Genomic DNA, 25,647 nt, shown 5'->3' on the forward strand with positions numbered 1-25,647 from the left:
TGCCGGGGAGGCGCATTGCCCGCTGTTACAGCGTGCGTGCGACTTCGATGCGCTCGAAGCACTCGATCTGGTCGCCGACCTTCACGTCGTTGTACTGCTTCACGGCGATACCGCATTCCATGCCGTTGCGGACCTCGTCCACCAGCTCCTTGAAGCGGCGGAGCGATTCCAGCTCGCCCTGGAACACGACGACGTTGTCGCGCAGCACGCGGATCGGCTTGGACCGCTTGACGAAGCCCTCGGTGACCATGCAACCCGCCACCGCGCCGAACTTCGACGAACGGAACACGTCGCGGACCTGCGCGATGCCGATGATCTCCTCGCGGATTTCCATGCCGAGAAGACCGGAGGCCGCCTGCTTCACCTGGTCGATGACGTCGTAGATGATCGAGAAGTAACGGACATCGAGGCCGTTGGTGTCGATCACCTTGCGTGCCGACGCGTCGGCACGGACGTTGAAGCCGATGATCAGCGCCTTGGAGGCCGCCGCCAGCGTGGCTTCCGACTCGGTGATGCCGCCCACGCCGGACGAGATCACGTTCACCTTCACCAGGTCGTTGCCGATCTGGGTGAGCGAATCGCGCAGCGCTTCCACCGAACCCTGCACATCGGCCTTGACCAGGATGTTGAGGGTCTGCTGGCCTTCGCCCTGGCCCATCTGGGCCATGATGTCTTCCAGGCGGTTCGACTTCGAGACGAGGCGGTTCTCGCGACGCTTCTGCTGACGCTCGGCGGCCACCTGGCGGGCGAGGCGCTCGTCCTCGACCGCGACGAAGTCGTCACCCGATTCAGGCACGCCGGAAAGGCCCAGCACCTGCACGGGAATCGACGGGCCGGCTTCGTTCACCTGCTTGCCGGTCTCGTCCACGAGCGCACGCATGCGGCCGTATTCGATACCGCAGACGACGAAATCGCCCTTCTTCAGCGTGCCCTGCTGCACCAGCACCGTCGCCACCGGACCACGGCCGCGGTCGAGGCTGGATTCGATCACGACACCCGAGGCGCGGCCGTCGGCCACGGCCTTGAGTTCCATGATCTCGGCCTGGATCGAGATCGCATCGAGCAGCGCATCGACACCGTCGCCGGTCTTCGCCGAAAGCGGCACGAACGGCGTGTCGCCGCCCCACTCTTCCGGGATGACTTCGAGGTTCGCGAGGCCTTGCTTCACGTTGTCCGGGTTGGCGTCGGACTTGTCCATCTTGTTGACCGCGACGATCAGCGGCACCTTGGCGGCGCGCGCGTGACGCACGGCTTCCTGCGTCTGCGGCATGACACCGTCGTCCGCGGCGACCACGAGCACCACGATATCCGTGGACTGCGCACCACGTGCGCGCATCGAGGTGAACGCGGCATGGCCCGGGGTGTCGAGGAAGGTGATCACGCCGCGGCTGGTTTCGACGTGGTACGCGCCGATGTGCTGCGTGATGCCGCCGGCTTCGCCCGAGGCGACCTTGGTCCGGCGGATGTAATCCAGCAACGAGGTCTTGCCATGGTCGACGTGACCCATGATCGTGACCACCGGGGGACGCGTGACCTTCTCGCCCTCGAGCTCGACGCTCTGGGTGTGCGAGGCCAGCGCGGCTTCCGCGTCGTTATCGGTCGCGCGGACCGGGTTGTGGCCCAGTTCCTCGACGACGAGCGCCGCGGTGTCGTGATCGATCGTCTGGTTGATGGTCGCCATGACGCCCATCTTGAACAGCGCCTTGACTACCTCGGCGCCCTTCACGGCCATCTTCTGCGCCAGCTCGGCGACGAGGTTGTTATCGCCGATCACCACGTCGCGAACCACGGCGACGGTCGGCCGCGTGAAGCCGTGCGGACCGCCCGACGAAGCGCCGCCACGAGGTGCCTCGGCACGACCCTTGGCCTTGCCGCCACGGCGATTGCCGCTGGAACGGCGCGCGCGGTCGGCGTCGGACAGGTGCAGTTCGCCAGCGGCGAAACGCTTGCCACCCGCCTCGCGATCGCGGCCACCGCCGCCACCGCCGCCGCCACCCTGTTTCGGACGCGCGTTGCCGCGCGAATCGTTGGCAGCCGCCACCGCGCCCGGTGCCGGGCGTGCGGCGGGCGCGGGCGTCGCGGGACGCGCGGCGGCCGGAGCCGGTGCGGGCGCCGGCGCGGGTGCCGGCGGGGGAACCGGAGCGGGCGCCGGCTTGGCGATCACGCGCTCGCGTTTACGCGGTTCGTGGATGCGCGGCAGGATCATGCCGAGCGAGCGCGTATCGAGCTTGCCCGTCTGATGGGTCACGCCATCGTCGTTGCCGGACGCGGCGGCGGCCGGTGCCGGCGCGGATGCCTCGACCGTCGCGGGAGCGTCTGCCGGGGCCTGTGCTTGCTCGGCGCGTGCGCGTTCCGCCGCGGCCTGTTCAGCCTCGGCCTGGCGACGCGCTTCCGCGGCGGCCTCTTCCTGGCGGCGCGCTTCAGCCTCGGCTTCGCGACGTGCCGCTTCGGCCTGTTCACGGCGCTCGGCTTCCTCGCGGCGCGCCGATTCCTCGTGCTCGCGCTGGGCGTGCGACTCGGCCAGCTTGCGCGCGGCTTCCTCGCGCTCCGGCTCGTGTGCGGCATCTTCCGCGATCGCGCTGCGCTTGACGTACGTGCGCTTGGTGCGGACCTCGACGTTGACCGTCTTGGCCGCGCCAGCGCCCCGGCCCGTGCCGGAGTTCACTTTCAGCTCGCCAACGGTGCGGCGCTTGAGCGTGATCTGGCGCGGCGCCGACTCGTCCGCTTCCGGAGCGGCGTCGTTCTTGCCATGCGTGCGACGCAGGAAGCCAAGCAGCTTGAACTTTTCAGTGCTGCTGATGACTTGCTCCGCATCGGAGAATTTCATTCCGGCTTCGCCAAGCTGCCCAAGCAGCTTGTCGACCGGCAAACCCAGTTGCTGGGCGAGTTGTTTGATAGTGACGTCCGACATCGTTATTTATTCTCCGCCGTTCCCGCGCGTAACCCTACGTGCCGACGATGACCCGTACGGCTGCCTCCATCCATGGCGGGAGACCTCATGGCCTCCCTCGAGGCGCCCGTCCAGGACGCTTCCGGTCTCGCGCTCAGCCACCTTTCTCCAGGCGGGCGATCATCGGGGCGCGCGCAGCCATGATCAGCTGCGATGCGCGCTCCTCGGTCATGCCTTCGATATCGATGAGCTCGTCGACGGCGAGGTCGCCCAGGTCGTCGAGCGTCTTCACACCACGATCCGCCAGCGCGAAGGCGGTCGCTTCATCCATGCCATCCATCCCGAGCAGTTCCTCGGACGGAGCGTTTTCCTCCACGCCTTCCTCGGCGGCGAGCGCCTCGGTCAGCAAGGCGTCGCGGGCACGGGCGCGGAGTTCCTCGACGATGTCCTCGTCGAAGCCTTCCACCGCCAGCAGCTCGGCGCTCGGCACGTATGCGATTTCTTCCACGGACGAGAAACCTTCCTGCACCAGGATGCTGGCGATTTCTTCGTCCACTTCCAGCTTGTCCTGGAACAGCGCCAGCGCGGCGGCCTGCTCGGCCTCGCTCTTGGCGGTGACCTGGTCCTGCGTCATCACGTTGAGTTGCCAGCCGGTGAGCTTGCTGGCGAGGCGCACGTTCTGGCCACCGCGGCCGATCGCCTGGGACAGCTTGTCCTCGGCCACCGCGATGTCCATCGAGTGCTTCTCTTCATCCATGATGATCGACTGCACTTCGGCCGGCGCCATCGCATTGATGACGTACTGGGCCTGGTTTTCGTGCCACAGGATGATGTCGACGCGCTCGCCATTGAGCTCGTTCGACACGGCCTGTACGCGTGAACCACGCATGCCGATGCACGCGCCGATGGGATCGGTGCGGCTGTCGTGCGCCACGACGGCGATCTTGGCGCGATCGCCCGGATCGCGGGCGCAACCCTTGATTTCCACCAGGCCCTGGCCAACTTCGGGCACTTCGAGCTTGAACAGTTCGATCATGAATTCCGGTGCGCTGCGCGAAACGAACAGCTGCGGGCCGCGGATTTCAGACTTCACTTCATAGAGGTAACCGCGCACGCGGTCGCCCACGCGGGCCGACTCGCGGGGGATGGTCTTGTCGCGCGGGATGAACGCCTCGGCGTTGCTGCCCAGGTCGAGGTAAACGTTGCCGCGCTCGACGCGCTTGACGATACCCGTGACCAGCTCGCCCACGCGATCGGCGAAGGCGTCGACCACCTGCTGGCGCTCGGCCTCGCGGACGCGCTGCACGATCACCTGCTTGGCCGCCTGGGCCGCGATGCGACCGAACTCGGCGTTCTCGATCTGGTGCTCGATCCAGCCACCGACCTCGGCCACTTCGTCCTCGCCCGCCTCGTCCTGCGCGTCCATCAGACGGATCTGGAAGGACGGATCCTCCATCTCGCCGTCGTCCGCGATGATCTCCCAGCGACGGAAGGTCTCGTAGTCGCCCGTGTTGCGATCGATCTCGACGCGGATGTCCGGATCCTCATCGGGGTAGCGCTTCTTGGCAGCCGAGGCCAGCGCCGCTTCCATGGCTTCGAAAATGACTTCGCGCGGTACGCCCTTTTCGTTGGCGACCGCGTCAACTACCAGCAAAAGTTCTTTGCTCATTGCCGCTACTCCCGTAAGGATGCCCCGCGGCACCCCGTCGTTTCGTTATTTGGGTTTCTTTCCGCCCGGCGTGGGCTTCGGCTGCGGCGCATAGCCGAGGGCCACCCAGTCGGGAACCACGCGGGCGCTTTCGACGTCCGCATGCTCGAATTCGAATCTGCCGGCCTCGCCCTCGACCACAATGTGCTCGCCGTTTACTTCAACGACGTTGCCCTTGAGTCGCCGCCGCCCCTCGATCGGGGCCTTCAGCAGCACCTTGACCTCCTGGCCGGCCACGCGGGCGAACTGCCCGGCCGTGAACAGGGGGCGGTCGATGCCAGGGGAGGAGACCTCCAGTACATAGTTGCCGGGAATCGGATCTTCAACGTCCAGGAAGGCCGAGAACTCGCGGCTCGCGGCCTCGCAGTCCTCCACCGTGACCTCGCGCTCGCCACCGGGCACGTCGAGATAGACGCGCAGGGTGCTCTGCCCGCCGGACGGGATGAATTCGATGCCGAGGACCTCGAGACCGAGATCGGCCACGATGTCCGAGAATCGCTGTGAAAGTGCGTTGGTATCCACGTTACCTGCGGTTTTTGCGGTTTTCCGGTCGCCAGAAACAAAAAAAGGGCGCGAACGGCCCATTCCTTTCGTCGCCGATGTATCCCGACACTTTCCTCCAGCGCCCTCCGCGATGCCCTGACGGCGCTCACAGTGTGTCGCAGGGAGCCTCCTTGCGCCCAACAAAAAAGCCTCACGAGGAGGCTTTCTTGTAAAAAGAAAGTTCCTTGAAGCGTCGCTTGACGAAAGGCCGAAACCGCTGTCAACGCCACTTAAGATTCACGAATTCTATCGCATTTTTGTCGGTTCATGCAAGTTGGCCAACCCCTCTCCCGGGGGATACTTTCACAATGACGGACGACGCGCCCTACCCCCGATTCGCCTCCCGAGGCCGAGCCTACGTCTACGTGGTGCCGTGCCGGGACGAGGACCTGCTCAAGCTGGGCTTCTCGCGCGACCCGTTCACCCGGTTCAGCACCCTGCACCGGCGCTTCTTCGAGTTCTTCGACCTCGACCGGGGACTGCTGGTGGACGCCGAGCGTGTCGCCGCGGCCCGGCGGATCGAGCGCCGCCTGATCGGCGCCTTCACGGAATATCACGCCATGGCCCCGCTGGTGGTGCCGGCCACGGCGGGCGGGCATACCGAGTGGTACCGGGGCGCCCACCCCGAGGTGGCCGGCCTGCTACGGAGCATCGCGGCGGCCGAAGGACTGGCACTGCAGGATGGCCTGCGGCCCTGGCTCCGGGCCCATCTCATGACCCGCGCGGACCTGCTCCACGATTGGTCGCTGCGTATCGTCGACACGCTCGACTGGGCCCGTCACAACGCCCCGGACGACACGGATGCCGCACGCCTCCGCCAAGGCTTGCTGGACACTTGGGCCATGTTCGAGGCGGCCAGCATCGATGTCCGCCCGCTGGTCCCCGCCGTCGTCACCCATTGGTACGACCATGGCGATCATCGCCGCCTCTTCGGCAAGGACCTCGGCTAGCGCTTTCTGGGCCTAGAATGGCCCCGAGGGTGAATGGGGGGATCGGGGAATGGACGGCGTATCGGGGCTGGACGTCCACACACTAGGCGTCATCGGTCTGGCGGTGGGCGTGACCATCGCGTTGAGTTTCACCCTGCTCAGCCTGGTGCTGCGCGGGATGCTCGCGCTGCACATCTGGGCGGCGGCGTTCTGGATGCTCACCGCGGCGGGGCTTGCCGAGGGCTACGACGAGAAGTCGACCTTCCTGTCCGCCATCGTCGGCAGCGCCCTGATCGCCCTGGCCAATGGCGCGATGGTGCTTGGCATAGCCATCCATATCGGGCAGCCGCTGCGCTGGCGCTGGCCGGCACTCGTCATCACGCTCTTCCTGGCCATCCAGGTCAGCTTCCTCCTCGCGCCCCCGCCGCAGGCGGTGGAAGCGGCGGTATTCGGGGGCAAGAGCATTGTCTGGGATGCGTGGATGGTCTGGCTGCTGCTCTTCCGCGCGCCGCGGGAATTGCGCACCAGCGCCGCCTTCACCGCGATGATCTTCATCATCGATGCCCTCTTCTATCTCGCGCGGGGTGCGGTTTCGCTGCATCCGGAGATGGATTCACACGCCCTGCTGGCGACGGTGCTGACTGCCTCGAACTACCTGTTCGGCATCCTCTGCACGTTCCTGCTCAGCACCGGGTTCACCTTGATGCTGGCCCAGCGGCTGGTCCACGACCTCCGGCGCGCGGCGGAGGTCGATGGACTGACCGGGCTGTTGAACCGCTCGGCCTTGCTCAGGGAATCCAACCGCCAACTGGCATCGGGCCGCGGCTATCCGAACGCCGCGCTGCTTTTCGACCTGGACAACTTCAAGGCCATCAACGATCGCTGGGGCCACGCCGGCGGCGATGCGGTGCTGAAGCATTTCGCCGAGGTGATCCGGTCGGTCGGCCTGCCCGCGCACTCGCTTTTCTCGCGCTATGGTGGCGAGGAATTTCTGCTACTGGTTCCCGGCATGGACCCGCGCGACGCCGCCGGCCTCGCCGAGGCGTTGCGGCTGCGGGTGGCCGAGGCTCCCGCCTCATATTCCGATGCCAGCATCGCCTTCACCACCAGCGTGGGCGTGTGTGCCTCCAGCGACACACGGGTGCACCAGTTGATCCAGGCGGCGGACGAAGCGCTTTATCGCGCCAAGAACGCCGGACGAAACCGCGTCGAGACGGCCTGACCGGAGCGGCGGTCAGGGCTGCCCCAAAGGAATCGACAGCAAGCTGCGCCACGCGCGCGCGGCACGCTCCATGACGTGGACATCGCGGCACGTGCAGTGGATCGGTCCACTGGCATGTAAACGATCCTCCAGCGTCGTCACGATGACGGGACGGTCACCACGGACATTCCTGGCCACGGACAGGTGCGGCACGTAATCGGGAAACGCTCGGTCATCGCGGGGCCGCTCCGGAAACGCGGCCTCCAAGGAGGCGGCAAGCGCCACGATCGCCCCGCCGGGCGCCGGCCTCAACCAGACGGTGGAAGGAAACGTCCGCACCGAGTCCAGGCGGAACGAAGGCGGGTCGCAGGCCCGGGCGACCGCACGCAAGCGTTCGACCGTGCCCGCATCGATGGCATCGCTGTCGACGAAGGGATAGACCAGCGTGATGTGTGCCCCCAGCCCACGCTGCGCGGCGGGATCGAGCCGCGCGCGCAGGTCGCCGACGAGGGGTTCGGCTTCCGGAACCATCAGTGCGAGCAGGGTGCGGCTCATGGTGCAGTCTATACCTCGACCTCGCGCATCCGGCTTGGAGGCAGGTCGTTCACGCGTGCCCATGCGCGACGCAGCTGGCGTGACGAGCCAAAACCGGACCGCTCCGCCACGGTCTCGACATCCAGGCGTGAACCGGTGAGCAACTCACGAGCCAGGGCGACCCGCATGCGGTTCACGAAATCGGTGACGCTCATGCCCGTGTGTTCATTGAAGAGACGAGAGAGATTTCGCGGACTCGATGCCGCCACGCGGGCCAGCGACGCGACCGACCAGTCACGCGCCGGATCGGCCGCCACCGCGTCCTGTGCACGATGGACCGCGGCATGCATATGGTTGCGTCCTTCCAGCCATGGCGAGAGCTGCGGATCGCCGCCCGCCCTGCGCAGATAAACCACCAGGAAGCGGGCAACGGCGAGCGCCACGGAGGGCCCCACGAGGCTGGCCACCAGATGCAGCATCAGGTCGACCCCCGCGGTGATCCCCGCGCTGGTGAGGCGTTCGCCATCCTCGACATACAGGCGGTTCTCCCGCACCCGTGCGGCCGGCGCCGCACGGGTGAGCTGCGCGGTGCAACCGTGGTGCGTCGTGCACTCGTAGCCGTCGAGCAGGCCCGCGCGGGCCACGAGCAAGGCGCCTGAGCAAATCGAAACCACGCGCATGCCCGGCCTCACCACCTTGCGCAGCCAGGCGACAATCGAAGCTTCGCTCGCGTCGTCCTGCGCGGCCGTCGTCCGGCCAACGCCAAGCGGAACATCCGCCGCGCCGGGAACCACGACGATGGCTCCTTCCGTGATACGGGCAGGCAAGGCCCCGATGCCTGTGACGTCCAGGCCGACCGAACTGCCGACCGTGCGCATGGTTCCGACATAGGTGACATCGAAGCGAACGGTTTCCTGTTCCAGGTTCGCCCTGCGCAATACCTCGATCGGTCCCGCGACATCCAGCAGCAGAACACGCGGCGGGACCACCACGTAGACCGGTATCTGGCGCGGCGAGGGTCTTGGCATCAGGTGACCGCGTGCGGCATCCCCGCCAGCGCCTCCTCGACCGTGGCGATCCGCGCGAAACGGCCGGCAAGCACCAATTCCGTACGAGCCCGGATTTCCGCCGCGCTCCACTCGCGCCCCTCCACGTCGACCATCGGAAACGTGAGCGTCGCTTCACCCACGTAGTCGACGTCATAACCGAGGTCGGAGGCGTGGCGCGTGGTGGTCTCGCAACACTGTTCGGTGCGCACGCCGGAAACGATCAGGCGCCGGATACCGTGCGTCGTCAACCAGACATCGAGACCCGAACCCACCAGCGCGCTATGGCGGCGCTTGCGGAACGTGGCGTCGGCGTCGATGCGAAGCGGCGCCAGGGTGGTCACGAAACCCGACGCTTCGGAAAACACCCCGCTTTCTTCCACATGGAAAATCTGCACGACAGGAATCCCGCTCCGCTTCGCCCCATCGACCAGGGCCTGCTGCCTGCCAATATAAGCAGCCACGTCGTCATCGCGCCAGTAGGGACGATGGCGAAAGGACTCCTGCGCGTCGATGACGATCAAGGCGGTATCGGCAAGGGACATGGCGGTTTTCCTCCGGGAAGAGACGCCAGTTTCCGCTTCGCCGAACCAGCCCGACAGGCCACGCACGGACGCAGACCGGACATTTCACGCCATGCTGGCAAAAAAACGCCCGCTCTTTCAAGCGGGCGCCCTTCTTGCGGTGTTGCCTACACGCCGATCAGTTCGTCCACGTCGCCTTCAACGTCACGCCCGAGAACGCGGTATAGCCGTTGAGCATCACGTAGTAGGTGCCGGTTTGCGGCGAGGAGAACGAGCAGCTTTCCGTGTTGCCCGTGATGTACGGACGGCAGTCGTAGCTCGACGTGGTAGGTGCCGCGCCGAACTTCACGTACAGATCGGCATCGCCCGTGCCGCCCGAGATGGCGATCTTCAGATTGGTCGCGCCTGAGGGAATGGCCACCGTGTAGTTGACCTTGCCGTTCTGTGCCGCCGCCAGCCCCGTCACCGCCACGCCGTTCTGCAACACATTGCTGGGCGGCGGCGTCGTGCCGCCACCGCTTACCCAGTTCGCCTGGGCATAGGTGTTGAGCTTGCCGATGTCGAAGCTGCCGAAGCCGGTCGCCTCGTCGAAGCCGGTGGCCGCGGTATAGCCATGGCTCTGGTACCCGTTATTGCCCGAGGTCACATCGTGCAACAACGAGGTCTGCGTCGGGAAGGCCTGGTAGAACTTCGAGGCCGGGAAGCCGATGGCGTTGTTCGCCACCGATTCGATGCGCGCGAACGCACCCACGAACAGGGGCGAGGCGAGGCTCGTGCCACCCACCTGCTCCGTCGTGCCGTTCACGACGATCAACGCACCGGAGGACGAGGCGGCGTCGAACGACACGTCGGGGCCGACACGCTTGGTCGAACTGGTGACCGAGGACTGCCACGACGGCGCCGTCTCGAACAGGCTGGTGCCGCCGCCGGTGGCCCACAGGCGCTCGTTGTTGTCGCCCTGGCTCGGTGCGATGGCCGACAGTCCTTCGTTCCACACCGTTTCGCCACTCCATGTGGTGCCGCTGGTCGACAGCTGCGTGCCGCCCACCTGGATCACATAGGGCGAACTGGCCGGCTCGCTCACCGAGTAATGGGTGAGGTCGATCTTCACCGTGCCCGCGGAATTGGCCACGTAGCCGGGGGAACCGGACAAGGGATCGGACGACCATTGGTACACACCGGCATCGCCGGCCGCGACGGAGAATGTCTGCCCCTGGGCCACGGCCTGCTGGAAGATGGCGTCGTCGGCGGCCTGCGTGCCCGATTGCTCCGCCGCCGTTTCGTCTTCCCCGAGCGAGACGTTGATCAGCTTCGCGATATTGTCGGTCACGGCACGATTGAACGTCGCGGTGATACCCGCATTCGTGATGCCACTGGAACTCGAGTCGCCGTTCGCCGAGGTGTAGAAGATCAGCTGCTTGACGCCGCCGGCGATGCCGACGATGTCCTGGCTGTCGAGCGACCATTCGCCATTGGAGTCGGGATCGTTGGCGAACGTGCCACTGCCGACCTTCGTGATGGTCGAGTTCACCGTGGCGAGACCGGCGCTGGACGTGAAGCTGTTGAGATCGGCCACAGTCTGCGTGATCGAACCCCAGGTAATGATGCCCACGGCCGTGTTGGTCGCCGCCGGCACGCTGGAACCACCGTAGATGGCGGCGAAGTCCTGCGGCTGGTGCGAAGTGACGGCCGCGGTGGCCAGCGTGCTCGACGCCGGCCCGGGCACGGTCACGTTCTCGGGCTTGTACACGTGGTGCAGCGTGTGTTTCACCGACACGTTCTGCAGGCCCAGCACGGCATCGACGGAATCGCCGAGCGCCGCGGGAACCAGTGCGGGGGTGTCGTTGGCGAAGAATTCGCGACCATTCGCGTTGAAGCGCTTGATCGACGTGTGGAAACCATTGGTCGCCGTACCCGCGGTGCCATCGGCGGACACCAGCAGGTTGTTGGGCGCCACGTCGATATTCGTGAAGCCGGCCTGTTGCAGGTGCGCGACGACCGCGTCGACCTGTGCCTGGGTCGGCGCGAAACGCGCCTTGAACTGTTCCGGCGTGAGGAACTTGCCATACAGCGGATTGCCCGGCGTGGTGACGCCGGCCAGGAAAGCCTGCAACTGGTCGGGATTGCGCAGCTTGAGGCTGACGGTAACGTGCAGCGGCTGGTCCGCCGCCATCGCCGTCACCGTCGTGCCGTCGATATGTGGGGAGCCGGTCATGTTGAGTGCGTAACCGGTGGCGGCCGCCTGCGTCGCCGCCACGGGCAGCATCGCCGCCCTCGTATGCGTGGATACCCACGCGTCCTCCGCATGCGCGGAAAGGGACGGCATCGCCAGCGCGATCGCCATCGTCAGTACCGTCTTACGCATGATCCCTGAAGCAAATGCATCGATCTTCATGATTGATCCTTCCATTAGCCCGTAGATTGCTTCCGCCAAGGCGGAAGCCCTGACACTGCTGGCGTTATGGCTAAGCGGCACCTTCCCCGCCGGTCCGACGGACTCCTGCTGCGTTCATCGCAGGAAATCACGAATTCCCCCACCGTCCCGCCTCTTGCTCCCCCTGCGCGGACGAGCAATGAGCAGAGGAGCTTTCGCCAGGCTTTCCCCACGACCCGGCGGACACGTCCGAAAGGACCCTCCGTGACGTGACCCACAAAAATCGGCTGCGGAATGACCCGACGGCACATCGGTGCCGGCACCCGCGCACGGCGCATCGGGCCGGGTGGGGTCGCAAGTTATTGCGTGAAGATCGTCAGGCAGCCTGTCCGGCCAACCTGCGGACATCGGCGGAGGTGTAGCGGTCGATCCACATGCGCGCGACCAGTTCACGCCCCTCCGTCACGTCGAGGTACTGGATGGGTGCACGGTGGTCGAGATCCGGCGTGGGCGTGCGCAACCACATGCCCAGCTGCCTGGCTATGTGGACTTCCTGCACGACCTGTCCACCCGCGGCCAGCGCCAGGAAGGTATCGCCAAGAAGTTTCGCCGTCGCGACGATCGCTTCGGAGTCGTGCGGGGCAAGGCGCTCGCCCCCGGCCAACCGCCTTGCCATCGCCCGGCGGTCGAGACCGAGATAGAGCACGAGATGTTCGTCAGCGATACGCATGGCCCTGGCCAGGCGGCTCACCCATACCGGTGCGATACCTCGACGTACCCGGTCTATCCGCTCCATGGGTGCCGCACGTGCCACATCGAGGCAAAACGCCTTCACCCGTTCCTCGCCGTCCCTGGTACCCATCATCATTTTCTCCGTTGAACCCATGGGTTCACACGGTCGCACATCGTCCGAAGAGAATCATGAGAATTCCGGACGGTGGGCGGACATCACGCCCGCGCGGTGAGCGGAAGGAAGATGTCCGTGACCGCTTCATGCTCCGGTACGTCGGGAAAGAAGGCCACACGGCGCAGGAACAACGGTGCGTCGCGCGGCTCCTCGCCGCTTCCCGACAACCACTCGCCATAGAGGAAACGGATCGCATCGCCAAGCAGCGCGTCGGAACCTTCATGACGCAGGACGGCGCAACGGCCACCCTCGATGCGCGCCGCGACCACGCCGGCATCGTTCGGGACGACGGTGTCGCAGGAGGTACAGATGTCGAGGCGGAAGATATCCGGCGGCGTCGTTTCCGGATCGTCGTGGAGGATGTTCCACGTCGCGCTCTTCGCTGGCGTCAAGCCGTGGGCGCGCCGCCAATCGATGAACCGCCGGATGGATCCGCCGATGCGTTCCGGCGGCCCCCTGTGCGACAGGCAGGCCACGTGTGTGTTGGGGAAATCGATGATGCGCACGTCGTCCACGGTGTACTCCGCCGGCATGTGAAACCTCCTTACCTCGTCGAGTTCGCGCCAGGCTTTCGCCCAGACGCTCCAATCAGGCACTTCGCGGAATGCCGAAGGCGATTGCCCCAGCCTTTGCCGGAACGCGCGCGAAAAGGCTTCGGGGCTTTCGTAGCCGGCATCGAGGGCCACTCGTGTCAGCGACACCCCCGGCCGGAAGGCGGCCTGCCACGCCGCACGCTTGAACCGCGAGAGCTGCACGTAACGGTGTACGGTCATGCCGGCCAGCGCGGTGAAGCGGCGGTGGAAATGGAAGCGCGAATACGCCGCCAGTTCCGCCAGCGTCTCCAGCGCGAGGTCGCTGTCGAGATGGTTGTCGATATGGTCGAGGACCCGGCGGAAGCGCTGTTGCGATGCATCGTTCATGGGTAGAGGCTAACGTCCCGCGAGACCGCGCGCATGACGGATCTTGCGCAATGCTCCGCCGGGAATGTGATCCGGTCCCTTGCGGCAGGAACGACGTGCTGTGTAACGTCGGGCGATTCCCACGATGGAACCCATCCGTGAAGCGTCTGAGCCTGTTCCTCTCGACCTGCCTCGTCGCTTCGGCGGCCCTGTCCTCCTCCGCCCTGGCCGCCACGCCTCCGCATTTCGCCATCGAGGGCGACCACTTCCTGCTCGACGGCAAGCCCTACGTCATCCGCTCGGGCGAGATGCACTATCCACGCATTCCCCGCGCCGACTGGCGCGACCGTCTGCGCAAGGCGCGGGCGATGGGCCTCAACACCATCACCACCTATGCGTTCTGGAATGCGAGCGAACCGGAGCCGGGCAAGTTCGATTTCAGCGGCGACCACGACATCGCCGCCTTCGTGCGTACCGCGCAGGAAGAAGGGCTCAACGTGATCGTGCGCCCCGGGCCCTTCGTATGCGCGGAGTGGGAATTCGGCGGATTCCCCGCCTGGCTGCTACGCACGCCGGGGCTTCGTGTCCGCTCCCTGGACCCGCGCTTCCTGCAGGCGAGCGCGGCATGGTTCAAGCGCCTCGGGCAGGAACTCGCGCCACTGATGAGCACCCGCGGCGGACCGATCCTGATGATGCAGGTGGAGAACGAATACGGTTACGTCGGTAACGATCGCGACTACATGGAAGCGATCCGCCGGCAGATGGTCGAAGCCGGTTTCGACCTGCCGTTGTTCATGTCGAATGGCCCGGGCCCCACCTGGATGGCGCGGGGCACGTTGCCCGGAATGCTGTCGGTGATCAATTTCACCGGCGACGCGGCGAAAACGGAACGTGCGTTCCATCGTTCGGAGCCCCTCATGCACGGCATGCCCAGGATGGCCGGCGAGTACTGGAGCGGCTGGTACGACCGCTGGAGCGAGCCGCACAACACGCGCACGGCCGACGAAGTGGCCGGTGCCGTCGGCTGGATGCTCGATCATGGCATCTCGTTCAACCTCTACATGGTCGACGGCGGCACGAACTTCGGCTGGATGAACGGCGCGAACAACGAGGACGGCAAGTACCTGCCCGTCACCACCAGCTACGACTACGATTCGCCCATCGACGAAGCCGGCCGGATCACGCCGAAATACCAGGCGCTGCGCAAGGTCATCGCCGCCCACCTGCCCAAGGGCGAGTCATTGCCGAAGGTGCCTGCGTCGTCGCCGACCATCGCCATCCCCCGCTTCGAGTTGCGCGAATCGGTCGCCCTGCTCGACGCCCTGCCCATGCTGTCGAAGGCGCAAACGAGCCTGACCCCGCATGGCATGGAAACCTATGGCCAGGATTATGGCCTGATCGTCTATCGCAAGAAGCTCGACGCCGACGCCAAGGGCAAGCTCGACGTCAACGACGTGCACGACTACGCCACGGTCCTCATCGATGGCCGCCCCGCCGGCACGCTCGACCGGCGCAAGCTCGAGCACGAGTTGCCCGTGGACCTGAAGACAGGCGATACCCTCGACCTCGTCGTGGAGAACATGGGCCGGATCAACATCGGCAACGGGATGGAAGAGGACAACAAGGGCATCACCTTGTCGGTGCAGGTGGCCGGGAACGACCTCACGAACTGGACCGTCTATCCCCTGCCCCTCGACGATCTCTCGGGCCTGACGTTCAAGGCGGGCGCGCCGTCGCAGGGCCCCGCGTTCTGGCATGGCAGCTTCAACGTAAGCAAGGTCGCGGGCACCTTCCTCGACATGCGCGGCTGGAACAAGGGCAATGCCTGGGTGAACGGACATCACCTCGGGCGCTTCTGGGATATCGGGCCGCAAGAAACGCTGTACGTGCCCGCTGCCTGGTTGCATGAAGGAAGCAACGACATCGTCGTGCTCGAGATGCAGGATGGCGGTACTCATGCCGTCGGCGGGCTGAAGGATCCCGTGTTCGGCGGCACCGTAAAATGACCGGAATGACATAGCGACCGCACTTCAAGCATGGCAGGATGATCACGGCACGCATGGCTTTCGGGGGAGGGAGCGCGGCATGGGGACGACGAGGCGTTACCTTGGTTATGCGGTGGCCTGCCTGGCCCTGCCTGTCGCGCAGGTCGTCGCCCCGCCACTCGCCGGACGCGAACTGCCGGAGCTGGCCTACTACCTCATGCTGTTCGCATCGGGCGCGGCATGCCTGGCGGCACTCGCCTGCCTGCGTGTTCCCACCTATGAGCGTCGAACCATGGTTTGCCTGGCCCTGGGCCTGGCCTGCTGGTTCGCGGGCATGGCCTACGCCATCGCCCGCTCGGGAGCCGAGGAAAACCTGATATCCACGTACGTACTGTTCGTCAGTTACGGCGTGCCCTTACTCTATGCCGCCGTCTCGACCCGCGACGAACCTTCGATGCTCTCACGGCGGATCGTCGACGGCTCGTTGCTCATCCTGCTGGTCATCCTCTGCTATCTGGGTGTGCGTGACCTGCGCGACGCGAACGGCTTCCTCAAGAACGAGGACATGGTCTGGGTCGTCGTCGCCTTCGACGTGGAGAACGTCTTCCTGTTTCTTACCTTCGTCATTCGCAGCCTGACCGCCACGGAGGAACGGGAGCACCGGTTCTTCAGGCTGACCGCGACCTTTCTGGGTCTCTATGCGATCGCCGCCGGCATCCACAACCACGACGAACTCCATCCCAACCTTCCCATCTTCCAGCAACTGGCGGACGTGTTGCCCACCGTACCTTTCGTGGCACTCATCTGCCTGTTGCATGCTCAGCGCCACCGCCGCCCCTTCGAACCGACACGACACCGCTGGGCGCGCCAGTTGTCGGTCAGTCTCGCTCCGGGCCTGCTGCTCGCGGCGATCTTCGCGCTGAGCCTCGGCATCAGCGAGACCCAGCGGACATTCGGCCGCGTCGTGCTTGCGTTGGCGATGCTTGCCTACGTCGTTCGCGTGACGCAGACACAGTTCTGGTTCGCGCGCACGCGCGACATGTTGTCCGAAGCCCTGGCAGCGGTGGAACGCGTATCGCTGCTGGACGAACTGACCGGTATTCCCAACCGTCGCGCCTTCGACCAGGCCTTGGCCGAGCGCACGAAGGAAGCCGCACGGGAAGGCAAGCCACTCAGCGCGTTGATGATCGACGTGGATCTATTCAAGACCTTCAACGACACGCGTGGTCATCCGGCGGGGGATGTGGCGCTGAGCGCCGTGGCGCGCCTGCTCGCCGGAACGCTACGGCGTCCAACGGATTTCATCGCCCGTTACGGCGGCGAGGAATTCGTCGCCCTGCTGCCAGGTGCCGACCGGCTCGGAGCGCAGGTCGTCGCACGCCGAATGAATCGCGCCATCTACGATGCCCAACTCGAACACACGCATGGCATCGACGGCCGGGTGACGGTCAGCATCGGGGTGGCGACAGGGCTGCCGCCGGATGTGCAGAGCCTGGTACGCGAAGCGGACCAGGCTCTGTATGTCGCGAAGAGCTCCGGGCGTAACCGCCACGTATCGGCTAACGAAGCCCTCGAACCCGGCTGACTCAGATCGCTCCGCGGGCCTTGAGTACCACCGCTTCGGCACCCATCCGGCGCGAGGCTTCCGCCACTTCCTTGCTGACGATGGTCTTGCCGATCGGCGCGAGCGCGATGCCCGCCAGCTTGAGGTGCTGGATACCGAAGGGAATGCCGATGATCGTCACGAAGCAGGCGATCGCCGAGCACACATGGCCGATGGCGAGCCAGATGCCCGCGAAGACGAACCAGACGATATTGCCGATCGTCCCGAGGCCACTCGTACCGATGTCGTCACGGCCCGAGAGCTCACGGCGACTGATCGCTTCACGGCCGAAGGGAAGGAAGGCGAACTGGCCGATCACGAAGCAAGCGCGACCCCACGGAATACCGACGATCGTCAGGAAACAGAGAAGGCCCGCCAACCACCACCCCAGGCCCATGACGAACCCGCCCATCACGAACCACAACACATTTCCTATCGCTCTCATGCCTTTCTCCTTTTGGTGACGTGCTGTGAAACGTAATCGCGAAAAGTCAGGGGGATAAGTGTCGGAATACCTAGACGAACCGCACAAAAGAAAAAGGCGCGAACCGGAGTTCGCGCCTTTAGAAAACTGGTAGCGGGGGTAGGATTCGAACCTACGACCTTCGGGTTATGAGCCCGACGAGCTGCCAGACTGCTCCACCCCGCATCAGAGTCAGCAAGTATATGGATGTGGCCGGATTCTTGCAAGCCCTTTTCTTACGTTCGTGTGAAAAAGGTCTTCGCCGCGCCAAGACCGGCACCTGCGAAGCCCCGACGGAAAGCTCTGGTGGGAGCCGACCTTGTCGGCGATCCCGCGGCAGCGGGCCAGCTTGGGGCAAGCACCCATCGCCGACAAGGTCGGCTCCCACGACAGCCTGCAAGGCAGGCCCCATAATCCGGCTCTCACAAACAGAAAGGGCGCCGGATCACCGGCGCCCTTCGATCGTTCCCTGCCCCGCGGCTTAGCTCGCGAAGGCCCGCTGGCACCACGCCAGCAGCGGTGCCCACGTGAAGCCGAGGACCAGCAGCGCAAGCGCGTTGATCGACAGGACCCAGCGTGCGGGTGCATCGGCCGTTGCGCGGACATCGGTGCCTTCGGCCGGCTGGTCGAAGTACATGACCTTCACCACGCGCAGGTAGTAGTACAGGCCGATGATCGCGAAGACCGCGCCAACCAGGGCGAGCCAGAGCATGCCCGCGTCGACGGCCGCCTTCAGCACCAGCAGCTTGCCGAAGAAGCCGAACAAGGGCGGCACGCCCGCCAGCGAGAACATCACCAGCAGCATGAGGAAGGCGAACCACGGCGAGCGCTGGTTGAGGCCGCGCAGATCGTCGATCTCCTCGCACTCGAAACCCGAGCGCGACAGCACGAGGATCATGCCGAAGGCCGCGGCGCTGGTCAGCGCGTAGCTCACCGCATAGAACATCGAGGCGGAATAGCCTTCCGGACCCGCGTTCACCAAGCCGAGCAGCAGGTAGCCCATGTGCGAGATGGTCGAATAGGCCAGCAGGCGCTTGAGGTTGGTCTGCACGATGGCGACGAGGTTACCGATCGCCAGCGAAAGCACCGCGAGCACGGCGAGCATCAGCTGCCACTGCGGGGCGAGACCGGTCGCCCCACCGGCGGCGTCGCCCATGCCGGTGGACAGCAGGCGGTAGGCCATGCCGAACGCGGCCAGCTTCTGCGCCGAACCGATGAAGACGGTCACGGCCGTCGGCGAGCCCTGGTAGACGTCCGGGATCCACATGTGGAACGGAGCGGCGCCCAGCTTGAAACCGATGCCGACAATCATGAAGACCAGGCCGAACAGCAGCAGGGTCTTCCATTCGGTGCCGACGATGGCCGCGTGGATCGTATGCAGGTCGAGGCTGTGCGTGGCGCCATAGACCATCGACATGCCGTACAGCAGCATGCCCGAGGCCAGTGCGCCCAGGACGAAGTACTTGATCGCCGCTTCCGAGGAAAGCGGCGAATCGCGGTTCAACGCCACCAGCGCGTACGACGACAGCGTCAGCAGCTCGAGGCCGAGGTAGACGGTGACCAGGCTACCGGCGGACACCAGGAACATGATGCCGACCGTGGCGAAGATCGTCAGCGTATAGAACTCGCCGAACGGAATCGCCCTTTCCTTCAGGTAAGGACGCGCATAGACGAAGATCACCGCGGTGATCAGCAGCGAGAACAGCTTGAGGACCTCGGCCACGCCGTCGCGGACGAACATGCCGCTGAAGGCGGTGACGGGCGTCGCGGGCTGGCCGCTGACGACGAGATAGGCACCGATCAGCATGACCAGGATGGAAAGCCAATGGACCGCGCCCTTCTGGCCCGGCTTGAGGTACGCGTCCAGAAGGAGCAGCACGCAAGCCGCGACCACGAGGTAGACCTCGGGAAGCAGGATCAGGATGTCGTTGATACTCGGCATGGATAGTTCCCGCTCAGACTTTGGTGATGGCCAGTTGCTCGACGATACGAGCGACCGAGGCATCCATCAGGTGGACCAGCGGCTCCGGCCAGATGCCGAGGATCAGCACACCGGCGGCGAACGCGCTCAGCATGAAGATCTCGCGACCGTTGACGTCCGTCAGTTCCGCGACGTGCTTGTTCGTGACATCGCCCCAGAGCACGCGCTTGACCATCCACAGCGTGTACGCGGCGCCGATGATCAGGGTGAATGCGGCGAACAATGCGATCCAGGGATTGGCGCTGAACGAAGCCAGGATGACCATGAACTCGCCGACGAAACCGCTGGTGCCCGGCAGGCCGCTGTTGGCCATGGCGAACAGGACGTAGAACGGGGCGAAGATCGGCATCACGTTGATGACACCGCCGTAATCCTTGATCTGGCGCGTGTGCATGCGGTCGTAGAGCACGCCGATGCAGCTGAACATCGCACCGGAGATGAAGCCGTGCGAGATCATCTGCACCATCGCGCCCTGCATGCCCAGGCGCGCGGCCTCGGGGTTGTTCGTCTCGCGAACCAGCAGGAAGGCGATGAAGATACCCAGGGTGACGAAGCCCATGTGCGCGATGGACGAGTACGCCACCAGCTTCTTCATGTCCTGCTGGACCAACGCCACGTAGCCGATATAGCAGACCGCGATGAGGCTGAGCACGATGACCAGCCAGGCGAAATGATGCGAGGCGTCCGGCGTGATCGGCAGGCTGAAACGGAGGAAGCCGTAGCCGCCGATCTTCAGCATCACCGCCGCCAGCACCACCGAACCGCCGGTGGGCGCTTCCACGTGGGCATCCGGCAACCAGGTGTGCACCGGCACCATCGGCACCTTGATCGCGAAGCCCAGCAGGAAGGCGAAGAACAGCCAACTCTGCTCGGTCATCGTCAGGTGGACGTTGGCCATGTCGGCGATGGCGAAGCTGCCGCCGGTCTTGTGATACAGGTAGATCAGGCCGATCAACATGAAGATCGAGCCGAAGAACGTGTAGATGAAGAACTTCAGCGTGGCATAGACGCGACGCGGACCGCCCCAGATACCGATGAGAACGAACATCGGGATCAGCATCGCCTCGAAGAACACGTAGAACAGCAACGCGTCCGTGGCGCAGAACACGCCGATCATCATGCCTTCGAGGATCAGCATCGCCGCCATGTACTGGTGCGGCTTGTTCTGGATGACCTCCCATGCGCCCACGATCACGAGGATCTGCACGAACGTGGTAAGGATGATCAGGGCGACGGAGATACCGTCGACCGCCAGCGAATAGTTGATGCCCAGCGACGGGATCCAGCTCATCGATTCGCCGAGCTGGAGGGTACCCGTGGAGGCGTCGTAGGCAGGCAGGAGTGCCAGGCTGGCGGCGAAGGTGGCAACCGCGACCAGCAGCGAGATCCAGCGGGCGAGGCCTGGGCGACCGGAGCCGGCCAACAGCACCGGGATGGCGCCGACGACCGGGAGCCAGATCAGCAGGCTGAGCAAGTGATTCGACATAGAGCTCGTTTCCCTTATTGCCCGATCAGCCAGTACCCGCCGAGGAGCAGGATAAGACCGAGGATCATGGCGAACGCGTAGTGGAAGAGGAATCCGGATTGCAGGCGGCGGGTGCCGCTGGCGATGCGCTGCACGAGGCTGGCCGAGCCGTTCACGATGGCGCCGTCGATGATGGCGGCGTCGCCCACCTTCGACAGGCCTTCACCCAGCTTCACGCCACCCTTCGCGAACACCGCGAAGTAGAGTTCATCGATCCAGTACTTGTGGTTGAGCAGCTCGTACACCGGCTTCAGCGCGCTCTTCGCCTTGTCGGCGACGGACGGGTTGAACAGGTAGACGTACGTGGCGACGGCGAAGCCCGCGAAAGCCAGCCAGAACGGCGCGGCCGTGAACCCGTGGAACGCCATGTTCAGCGCACCATGGAATTCATGCGCGAGTTCGCCGAGGACGTTGTTCGCCTCGTTCACGTGGATCGCCTTGCCGAACCAGTCGCCGAACAGCATCGGGCCGACGGTGAAGAAGCCGATGAGGATCGAGGGGATGGCCAGCAGCACGAGCGGCACGGTGACGACCCACGGCGACTCGTGCGGCGCATGTTCCAGGATGCCCGGCTCGTGGTGGACGTCTTCCTTGTGCGTATCGCCATGCGCATCGTCATGCGACGCATGCGCACCGTGATGGGCGTGACCATGCGCGACCGTGAAGCGCTCCTTGCCGTGGAAGGTCATGTAGAGCAGGCGGAAGCTGTACAGCGAGGTGACGAACACGCCGGCCAGCACGCAGAAGTACGCGTAGCCGGCACCCCAGCGATGCGACTCGCCCACGGCTTCGATGATCGCGTCCTTCGAGTAGAAGCCCGAGAAGAACGGCGTGCCGGCAAGGGCCAGCGAGCCGATCCACATCGTGATCCAGGTCACCGGCATGTATTTGCGCAGGCCACCCATGTAGCGCATGTCCTGCTCATGGTGCATGCCGATGATGACCGAGCCGGCACCGAGGAAGAGCAGCGCCTTGAAGAAGGCGTGCGTCATCAGGTGGAACACGGCGCCGCTATACGCGGACACACCCAGCGCCACGGTCATGTAACCCAGCTGCGAGAGCGTCGAGTACGCGATCACGCGCTTGATGTCGTTCTGCACGATGCCGATCAGGCCGGTGAACAACGCGGTGGTCGAACCGATCACCAGGATGAACGACAACGCGGCATCGGTCAGTTCGAACAGCGGCGACATGCGGGCGACCATGAAGATGCCCGCGGTCACCATGGTGGCCGCGTGGATCAGCGCCGAGATCGGCGTGGGGCCTTCCATCGAATCCGGCAGCCACACGTGCAGCGGCACCTGGGCGGACTTGCCCATCGCACCGATGAACAGGAGGATGCCGATCACCGTGGCGGCATCCCACGCGTGGTTCTGCGTGATCTGCAAGGTCTTCCCGACCAGCTCGGGAGCGTGGTCGAAGGCCGTCTGGTAATCCAGCGTACCCATGAAGTACAGGATCGCCGAGATGCCGAGCAGGAAACCGAAGTCGCCCACGCGGTTGACCAGGAAGGCCTTGAGATTGGCGAAGATCGCCGTCGGGCGCTTGTACCAGAAGCCGATCAGCAGGTACGAGACCAGGCCCACCGCTTCCCAGCCGAAGAACAGCTGCATGAAGTTGTTGCTCATGACGAGCATCAACATCGAGAAGGTGAACAGGGAGATGTAGCTGAAGAAGCGCTGGTAGCCCGGATCGTCCGCCATGTAGCCGATGGTGTAGAGGTGCACCAGCAGCGAGACGAAGGTCACCACCACCATCATCATGGCGGTGAGGCGGTCGACCATGAAGCCTACGGAAGCATGGTACTGGCCGACCTGGAACCAGGTGTAGATGTCCTGGTTGAAGTTCTGCGCGCCGCCCCAGACCAGCTGGTACAGCACGTAGAACGACAGGCCGCAGGCGATCGCCACGCCGAGCAGCGTGGCGGTATGCGCCCCTGCCCGGCCGATCACCTTGCCGAACAGGCCGGCCAGGATCGAACCCACCAGCGGCGCGAGGGCGATCGTCAGCAGGATTGAAAGCGAGAGACTCATCGGATCAACCCTTCATGCTGTCGATTTCGGCGACATTGATCGTGCTGCGGTTACGGAACAGCAGGACCAGGATCGCCAGGCCGATGGCGGATTCCGCCGCGGCCACGGTGAGGATGAAGAACACGAAGACCTGGCCACCCACATCGCCGAAGAAACGCGAGAAGGCCACGAAGTTGGTGTTCACCGCAAGGAGCATCAGCTCGATCGCCATGAGCAGCACGATCACGTTCTTGCGGTTGATGAAGAGTCCGGCGACGGCGATGCAGAACAGGATCGCGCCGAGGACGATGTAATGGGAAAGCGTGATCACGGAGCGTTCTCCTGCGGCGGCGCGACAACCGGGGCCGGGCTGACGGAAGCCATCTGTTCGCTGGCCACCTTGACCACGCGGACGCGATCGACGGCGTTGACGGCAACCTGCTGCGAGGCGGTCTGATGGCGCACACCGGCGCGCTGACGCAGGGTCAGGGCCACGGCGGCGACGATACCCACGGTGAGGATCAGCGCGGCGATCTCGAACGGCAGCAGGAACTCCGTATAGAGCGCCTGGCCCAGCCACGCCACGTTGGAGTCACCAGCCGGGTTCGGGCCGAGGGTGTGTGCGTGCATGGCGCGCACGCCGATCATCGCCAGCATCTCCACCAGCATGACCAGGGCCACGATGATGCCCACCGGCAGGTAGCGGATGAAGCCCTCACGGACCGCCTCCTGCTTGATGTCGAGCATCATGACGACGAAGAGGAACAGCACCATCACCGCGCCGACGTAGACCACGACAAGGGCGATGGCGAGGAACTCCGCTTCGGCCAGCAGCCAGACGCAGGCCATGCTGAAAAAGGTCAGCACCAGCGAGAGCACGGCGTGAACCGAGTTCTTCACCGAGATGACCATCAACGCGCCGATGACGGACACGGCACCGAAGAAGTAGAAACAGATGAGTTGGAGCAGATCGTTATTCATCGCATAGGTCTCTTCGGCGCTCAGCGGTAAGCCGCGTCCTGAGCGCGGGCGGCAGCGATGTCCTGCTCGAAACGGTCACCGATGGCCAGCAGCTGGCCCTTGGTCACCACGTTCTCGCCACGATGCTCGAAGTGGTACTCGTGCACGTGCGTCTCGACGATCGAATCCACCGGGCAGCTCTCTTCGCAGAAACCGCAGAAGATGCACTTGAACAGGTCGATGTCGTAGCGCGTGGTGCGGCGCTGGCCGTCTTCCGCGCGCGGGGCAGAATCGATCGTGATCGCCAGCGCCGGGCACACCGCCTCGCACAGCTTGCACGCGATGCAGCGCTCTTCACCGTTGGCGTAACGGCGCAAGGCGTGCAGGCCGCGGAAACGGTTCGACTTGGGGATGTGCTCCATCGGGTAGCGCATCGTGTACTTCGGCTTGAACATGTAGCGCATGGTCAGCGCCATGCCCTGGAACAGCTCGATGAGCAGGAGGCTCTTGAAATAGTGGGTAACGCGGGTCATGGCTTTCAGGCTCCCGTGCCGATGTGGACCCAGCCGAAATACTTCATGCAGCCGGCGACGAGGACCCAGACGATGGTGATGGGGATGAAGACCTTCCAGCCGAGCCGCATGATCTGGTCGTAGCGGTAGCGCGGGAAGCTGGCGCGGAACCACAGGAACAGGAAGGCGAAGATGAAGGCCTTGATGAACAGCCAGTGGAAGCCACCGTGGCCGATCACGCCCCACGACTCGGGGAACGGTGACAGCCAGCCGCCCATGAACAGGATCGAGGTGAGGAAGCTCACCAGGATCATGTTGGCGTACTCGGCCAGGAAGAAGATGGCGAACGCGGAGCCGGAGTACTCGACGTGGAAGCCCGCGACGATTTCCGATTCGCCTTCCGCGACGTCGAACGGCGCGCGGTTGGTTTCAGCCACGCCCGAGACGAAGTAGATGACGAACACCGGAAGCAGCGGCAGCCAGTACCAGTCGAAGAAGTTACCCGACTGCCCGTTGACGATCGCCGTGAGGTTGAGGCTGCCGGTCAGCACCAGTACGCAGACGATGGACATGCCCATCGACAGTTCGTACGAGATGACCTGCGCCGCCGCGCGCATGGCGCCGAGCATCGCGTAGCGCGAGTTCGACGACCAGCCGGCCAGGATGATGCCGTACACGCCCATCGAAGTCATCGCGAGCAAGTACAGCACGCCGGCGTTGACGTTGGCGAGCACGGTCTCCGGACCGAACGGCACTACCGCCCAGGCGGCCAGCGCGGGCACGAGAGCCAGCATGGGTGCCAGGTAGTAGAGGAACTTGTTCGCGTTGGTCGGAAGAATCACTTCCTTGATCAGGAGCTTGACGACGTCCGCGAAGGCCTGCAGCAGGCCGAGGGGACCGACCTTGTTCGGCCCCATGCGCACGTGCATCCAACCGATGACCTTGCGTTCCCAGTAGACGAACATCGCCACCGCGATAATCAGCGGCAGGACGATCGCCACGATGAACAGCACGGGCATCAACAGGTGGTCCCAGAGTTGCTGACCCATGG

Annotated in this window: 21 protein-coding genes and 1 tRNA gene; 4 read left to right on the forward strand and 18 right to left on the reverse strand. The window is 64.8% G+C overall.

What is annotated here, in order from left to right; translation table 11 throughout:
- Window positions 1–25: 25 nt before the first annotated feature.
- The 3 genes from infB to rimP all read right to left on the reverse strand — a co-directional run bounded on the left by infB (window position 26) and on the right by rimP (window position 5,120).
- On the reverse strand, window positions 26–2,911 hold the full coding sequence (gene infB, locus J2T07_RS03670) for a translation initiation factor IF-2 (RefSeq protein ID WP_306847366.1): 2,886 nt from the start codon (window positions 2,909–2,911) through the stop codon (window positions 26–28).
- Window positions 2,912–3,044: 133 nt separating this feature from the next.
- The gene (gene nusA / locus J2T07_RS03675) at window positions 3,045–4,559 is read right to left on the reverse strand and encodes a transcription termination factor NusA (RefSeq protein WP_306847367.1); all 1,515 of its coding nucleotides are present in this window, start codon (window positions 4,557–4,559) and stop codon (window positions 3,045–3,047) included.
- A 45-nt stretch (window positions 4,560–4,604) separates the two neighbouring features.
- Window positions 4,605–5,120 (reverse strand): ribosome maturation factor RimP, encoded by a 516-nt coding sequence (rimP, locus tag J2T07_RS03680; RefSeq protein ID WP_306847949.1) that lies wholly within the window; start codon window positions 5,118–5,120, stop codon window positions 4,605–4,607.
- A 329-nt stretch (window positions 5,121–5,449) separates the two neighbouring features.
- Between rimP and J2T07_RS03685 the strand changes: the two genes are divergently transcribed.
- Window positions 5,450–6,091 (forward strand): GIY-YIG nuclease family protein, encoded by a 642-nt coding sequence (locus J2T07_RS03685; RefSeq protein ID WP_306847368.1) that lies wholly within the window; start codon window positions 5,450–5,452, stop codon window positions 6,089–6,091.
- Between the two features lie 49 nt (window positions 6,092–6,140).
- Complete coding sequence (locus J2T07_RS03690) at window positions 6,141–7,292, forward strand: GGDEF domain-containing protein (RefSeq protein ID WP_306847369.1); 1,152 nt, start codon at window positions 6,141–6,143, stop codon at window positions 7,290–7,292.
- A 12-nt stretch (window positions 7,293–7,304) separates the two neighbouring features.
- Here J2T07_RS03690 and J2T07_RS03695 read toward each other — a convergent pair whose 3' ends face one another.
- The 6 genes from J2T07_RS03695 to J2T07_RS03720 form a co-directional block, all read right to left on the reverse strand.
- Window positions 7,305–7,826 carry a 2'-5' RNA ligase family protein gene (locus J2T07_RS03695; protein ID WP_306847370.1) on the reverse strand — a complete coding sequence of 174 codons (522 nt, stop codon included), beginning with the start codon at window positions 7,824–7,826 and terminating at the stop codon, window positions 7,305–7,307.
- A gap of 8 nt (window positions 7,827–7,834) precedes the next feature.
- On the reverse strand, window positions 7,835–8,833 hold the full coding sequence (locus tag J2T07_RS03700) for a GlxA family transcriptional regulator (protein ID WP_306847371.1): 999 nt from the start codon (window positions 8,831–8,833) through the stop codon (window positions 7,835–7,837).
- A complete protein-coding gene (locus J2T07_RS03705; protein ID WP_306847372.1) occupies window positions 8,833–9,396 on the reverse strand; it encodes an isochorismatase family protein in 564 nt (187 codons plus the stop codon). Before J2T07_RS03705 ends, J2T07_RS03700 begins: the two co-directional genes overlap by 1 nt.
- A gap of 157 nt (window positions 9,397–9,553) precedes the next feature.
- Window positions 9,554–11,770 carry a protease pro-enzyme activation domain-containing protein gene (locus J2T07_RS03710; protein ID WP_306847373.1) on the reverse strand — a complete coding sequence of 739 codons (2,217 nt, stop codon included), beginning with the start codon at window positions 11,768–11,770 and terminating at the stop codon, window positions 9,554–9,556.
- Between the two features lie 355 nt (window positions 11,771–12,125).
- Window positions 12,126–12,614, reverse strand: coding sequence for an antitoxin Xre/MbcA/ParS toxin-binding domain-containing protein (locus J2T07_RS03715; protein WP_306847374.1), 489 nt, complete (start codon window positions 12,612–12,614; stop codon window positions 12,126–12,128).
- A gap of 83 nt (window positions 12,615–12,697) precedes the next feature.
- Window positions 12,698–13,576, reverse strand: coding sequence for an AraC family transcriptional regulator (locus J2T07_RS03720; RefSeq protein ID WP_306847375.1), 879 nt, complete (start codon window positions 13,574–13,576; stop codon window positions 12,698–12,700).
- 137 nt (window positions 13,577–13,713) lie between these two features.
- Between J2T07_RS03720 and J2T07_RS03725 the strand changes: the two genes are divergently transcribed.
- Complete coding sequence (locus tag J2T07_RS03725) at window positions 13,714–15,561, forward strand: glycoside hydrolase family 35 protein (protein WP_306847376.1); 1,848 nt, start codon at window positions 13,714–13,716, stop codon at window positions 15,559–15,561.
- A gap of 79 nt (window positions 15,562–15,640) precedes the next feature.
- Window positions 15,641–17,125 carry a GGDEF domain-containing protein gene (locus tag J2T07_RS03730; protein WP_306847378.1) on the forward strand — a complete coding sequence of 495 codons (1,485 nt, stop codon included), beginning with the start codon at window positions 15,641–15,643 and terminating at the stop codon, window positions 17,123–17,125.
- Between the two features lies 1 nt (window position 17,126).
- Here J2T07_RS03730 and J2T07_RS03735 read toward each other — a convergent pair whose 3' ends face one another.
- The 9 genes from J2T07_RS03735 to nuoH form a co-directional block, all read right to left on the reverse strand.
- Window positions 17,127–17,588 carry a YccF domain-containing protein gene (locus J2T07_RS03735; RefSeq protein ID WP_306847380.1) on the reverse strand — a complete coding sequence of 154 codons (462 nt, stop codon included), beginning with the start codon at window positions 17,586–17,588 and terminating at the stop codon, window positions 17,127–17,129.
- A gap of 127 nt (window positions 17,589–17,715) precedes the next feature.
- Window positions 17,716–17,792 (reverse strand) — tRNA-Met (locus tag J2T07_RS03740).
- Window positions 17,793–18,087: 295 nt separating this feature from the next.
- The gene (gene nuoN / locus J2T07_RS03745; protein WP_306847383.1) at window positions 18,088–19,548 is read right to left on the reverse strand and encodes an NADH-quinone oxidoreductase subunit NuoN; all 1,461 of its coding nucleotides are present in this window, start codon (window positions 19,546–19,548) and stop codon (window positions 18,088–18,090) included.
- 13 nt (window positions 19,549–19,561) lie between these two features.
- Complete coding sequence (locus J2T07_RS03750) at window positions 19,562–21,073, reverse strand: NADH-quinone oxidoreductase subunit M (protein WP_306847385.1); 1,512 nt, start codon at window positions 21,071–21,073, stop codon at window positions 19,562–19,564.
- 14 nt (window positions 21,074–21,087) lie between these two features.
- Window positions 21,088–23,145 carry an NADH-quinone oxidoreductase subunit L gene (gene nuoL, locus J2T07_RS03755; RefSeq protein ID WP_306847387.1) on the reverse strand — a complete coding sequence of 686 codons (2,058 nt, stop codon included), beginning with the start codon at window positions 23,143–23,145 and terminating at the stop codon, window positions 21,088–21,090.
- A 4-nt stretch (window positions 23,146–23,149) separates the two neighbouring features.
- A complete protein-coding gene (gene nuoK / locus J2T07_RS03760) occupies window positions 23,150–23,455 on the reverse strand; it encodes an NADH-quinone oxidoreductase subunit NuoK (RefSeq protein WP_036112219.1) in 306 nt (101 codons plus the stop codon).
- Window positions 23,452–24,105: an NADH-quinone oxidoreductase subunit J gene (locus J2T07_RS03765; RefSeq protein WP_306847389.1), complete on the reverse strand. Its 654-nt coding sequence runs from the start codon at window positions 24,103–24,105 to the stop codon at window positions 23,452–23,454. Before J2T07_RS03765 ends, nuoK begins: the two co-directional genes overlap by 4 nt.
- A gap of 20 nt (window positions 24,106–24,125) precedes the next feature.
- On the reverse strand, window positions 24,126–24,617 hold the full coding sequence (nuoI, locus tag J2T07_RS03770) for an NADH-quinone oxidoreductase subunit NuoI (protein WP_306847390.1): 492 nt from the start codon (window positions 24,615–24,617) through the stop codon (window positions 24,126–24,128).
- Window positions 24,618–24,622: 5 nt separating this feature from the next.
- Window positions 24,623–25,645 carry an NADH-quinone oxidoreductase subunit NuoH gene (nuoH, locus tag J2T07_RS03775; RefSeq protein WP_306847391.1) on the reverse strand — a complete coding sequence of 341 codons (1,023 nt, stop codon included), beginning with the start codon at window positions 25,643–25,645 and terminating at the stop codon, window positions 24,623–24,625.
- Between the last annotated feature and the right edge of the window lie 2 nt (window positions 25,646–25,647).

The organism is Luteibacter jiangsuensis, assembly GCF_030812295.1.
Lineage (GTDB): Bacteria > Pseudomonadota > Gammaproteobacteria > Xanthomonadales > Rhodanobacteraceae > Luteibacter > Luteibacter jiangsuensis_A.

Coding starts and splice junctions, on each gene's coding strand:
- infB (WP_306847366.1), bottom strand. CDS start 2,911: ATGTCGGACGTCACTATCAAACAACTCGCCCAGCAACTGGGTTTGCCG.
- nusA (WP_306847367.1), bottom strand. CDS start 4,559: ATGAGCAAAGAACTTTTGCTGGTAGTTGACGCGGTCGCCAACGAAAAG.
- J2T07_RS03685 (WP_306847368.1), top strand. CDS start 5,450: ATGACGGACGACGCGCCCTACCCCCGATTCGCCTCCCGAGGCCGAGCC.
- J2T07_RS03690 (WP_306847369.1), top strand. CDS start 6,141: ATGGACGGCGTATCGGGGCTGGACGTCCACACACTAGGCGTCATCGGT.
- J2T07_RS03695 (WP_306847370.1), bottom strand. CDS start 7,826: ATGAGCCGCACCCTGCTCGCACTGATGGTTCCGGAAGCCGAACCCCTC.
- J2T07_RS03700 (WP_306847371.1), bottom strand. CDS start 8,833: ATGCCAAGACCCTCGCCGCGCCAGATACCGGTCTACGTGGTGGTCCCG.
- J2T07_RS03705 (WP_306847372.1), bottom strand. CDS start 9,396: ATGTCCCTTGCCGATACCGCCTTGATCGTCATCGACGCGCAGGAGTCC.
- J2T07_RS03710 (WP_306847373.1), bottom strand. CDS start 11,770: ATGAAGATCGATGCATTTGCTTCAGGGATCATGCGTAAGACGGTACTG.
- J2T07_RS03715 (WP_306847374.1), bottom strand. CDS start 12,614: ATGATGGGTACCAGGGACGGCGAGGAACGGGTGAAGGCGTTTTGCCTC.
- J2T07_RS03720 (WP_306847375.1), bottom strand. CDS start 13,576: ATGAACGATGCATCGCAACAGCGCTTCCGCCGGGTCCTCGACCATATC.
- J2T07_RS03730 (WP_306847378.1), top strand. CDS start 15,641: ATGGGGACGACGAGGCGTTACCTTGGTTATGCGGTGGCCTGCCTGGCC.
- J2T07_RS03735 (WP_306847380.1), bottom strand. CDS start 17,588: ATGAGAGCGATAGGAAATGTGTTGTGGTTCGTGATGGGCGGGTTCGTC.
- nuoN (WP_306847383.1), bottom strand. CDS start 19,548: ATGCCGAGTATCAACGACATCCTGATCCTGCTTCCCGAGGTCTACCTC.
- J2T07_RS03750 (WP_306847385.1), bottom strand. CDS start 21,073: ATGTCGAATCACTTGCTCAGCCTGCTGATCTGGCTCCCGGTCGTCGGC.
- nuoL (WP_306847387.1), bottom strand. CDS start 23,145: ATGAGTCTCTCGCTTTCAATCCTGCTGACGATCGCCCTCGCGCCGCTG.
- J2T07_RS03765 (WP_306847389.1), bottom strand. CDS start 24,105: ATGAATAACGATCTGCTCCAACTCATCTGTTTCTACTTCTTCGGTGCC.
- nuoI (WP_306847390.1), bottom strand. CDS start 24,617: ATGACCCGCGTTACCCACTATTTCAAGAGCCTCCTGCTCATCGAGCTG.
- nuoH (WP_306847391.1), bottom strand. CDS start 25,645: ATGGGTCAGCAACTCTGGGACCACCTGTTGATGCCCGTGCTGTTCATC.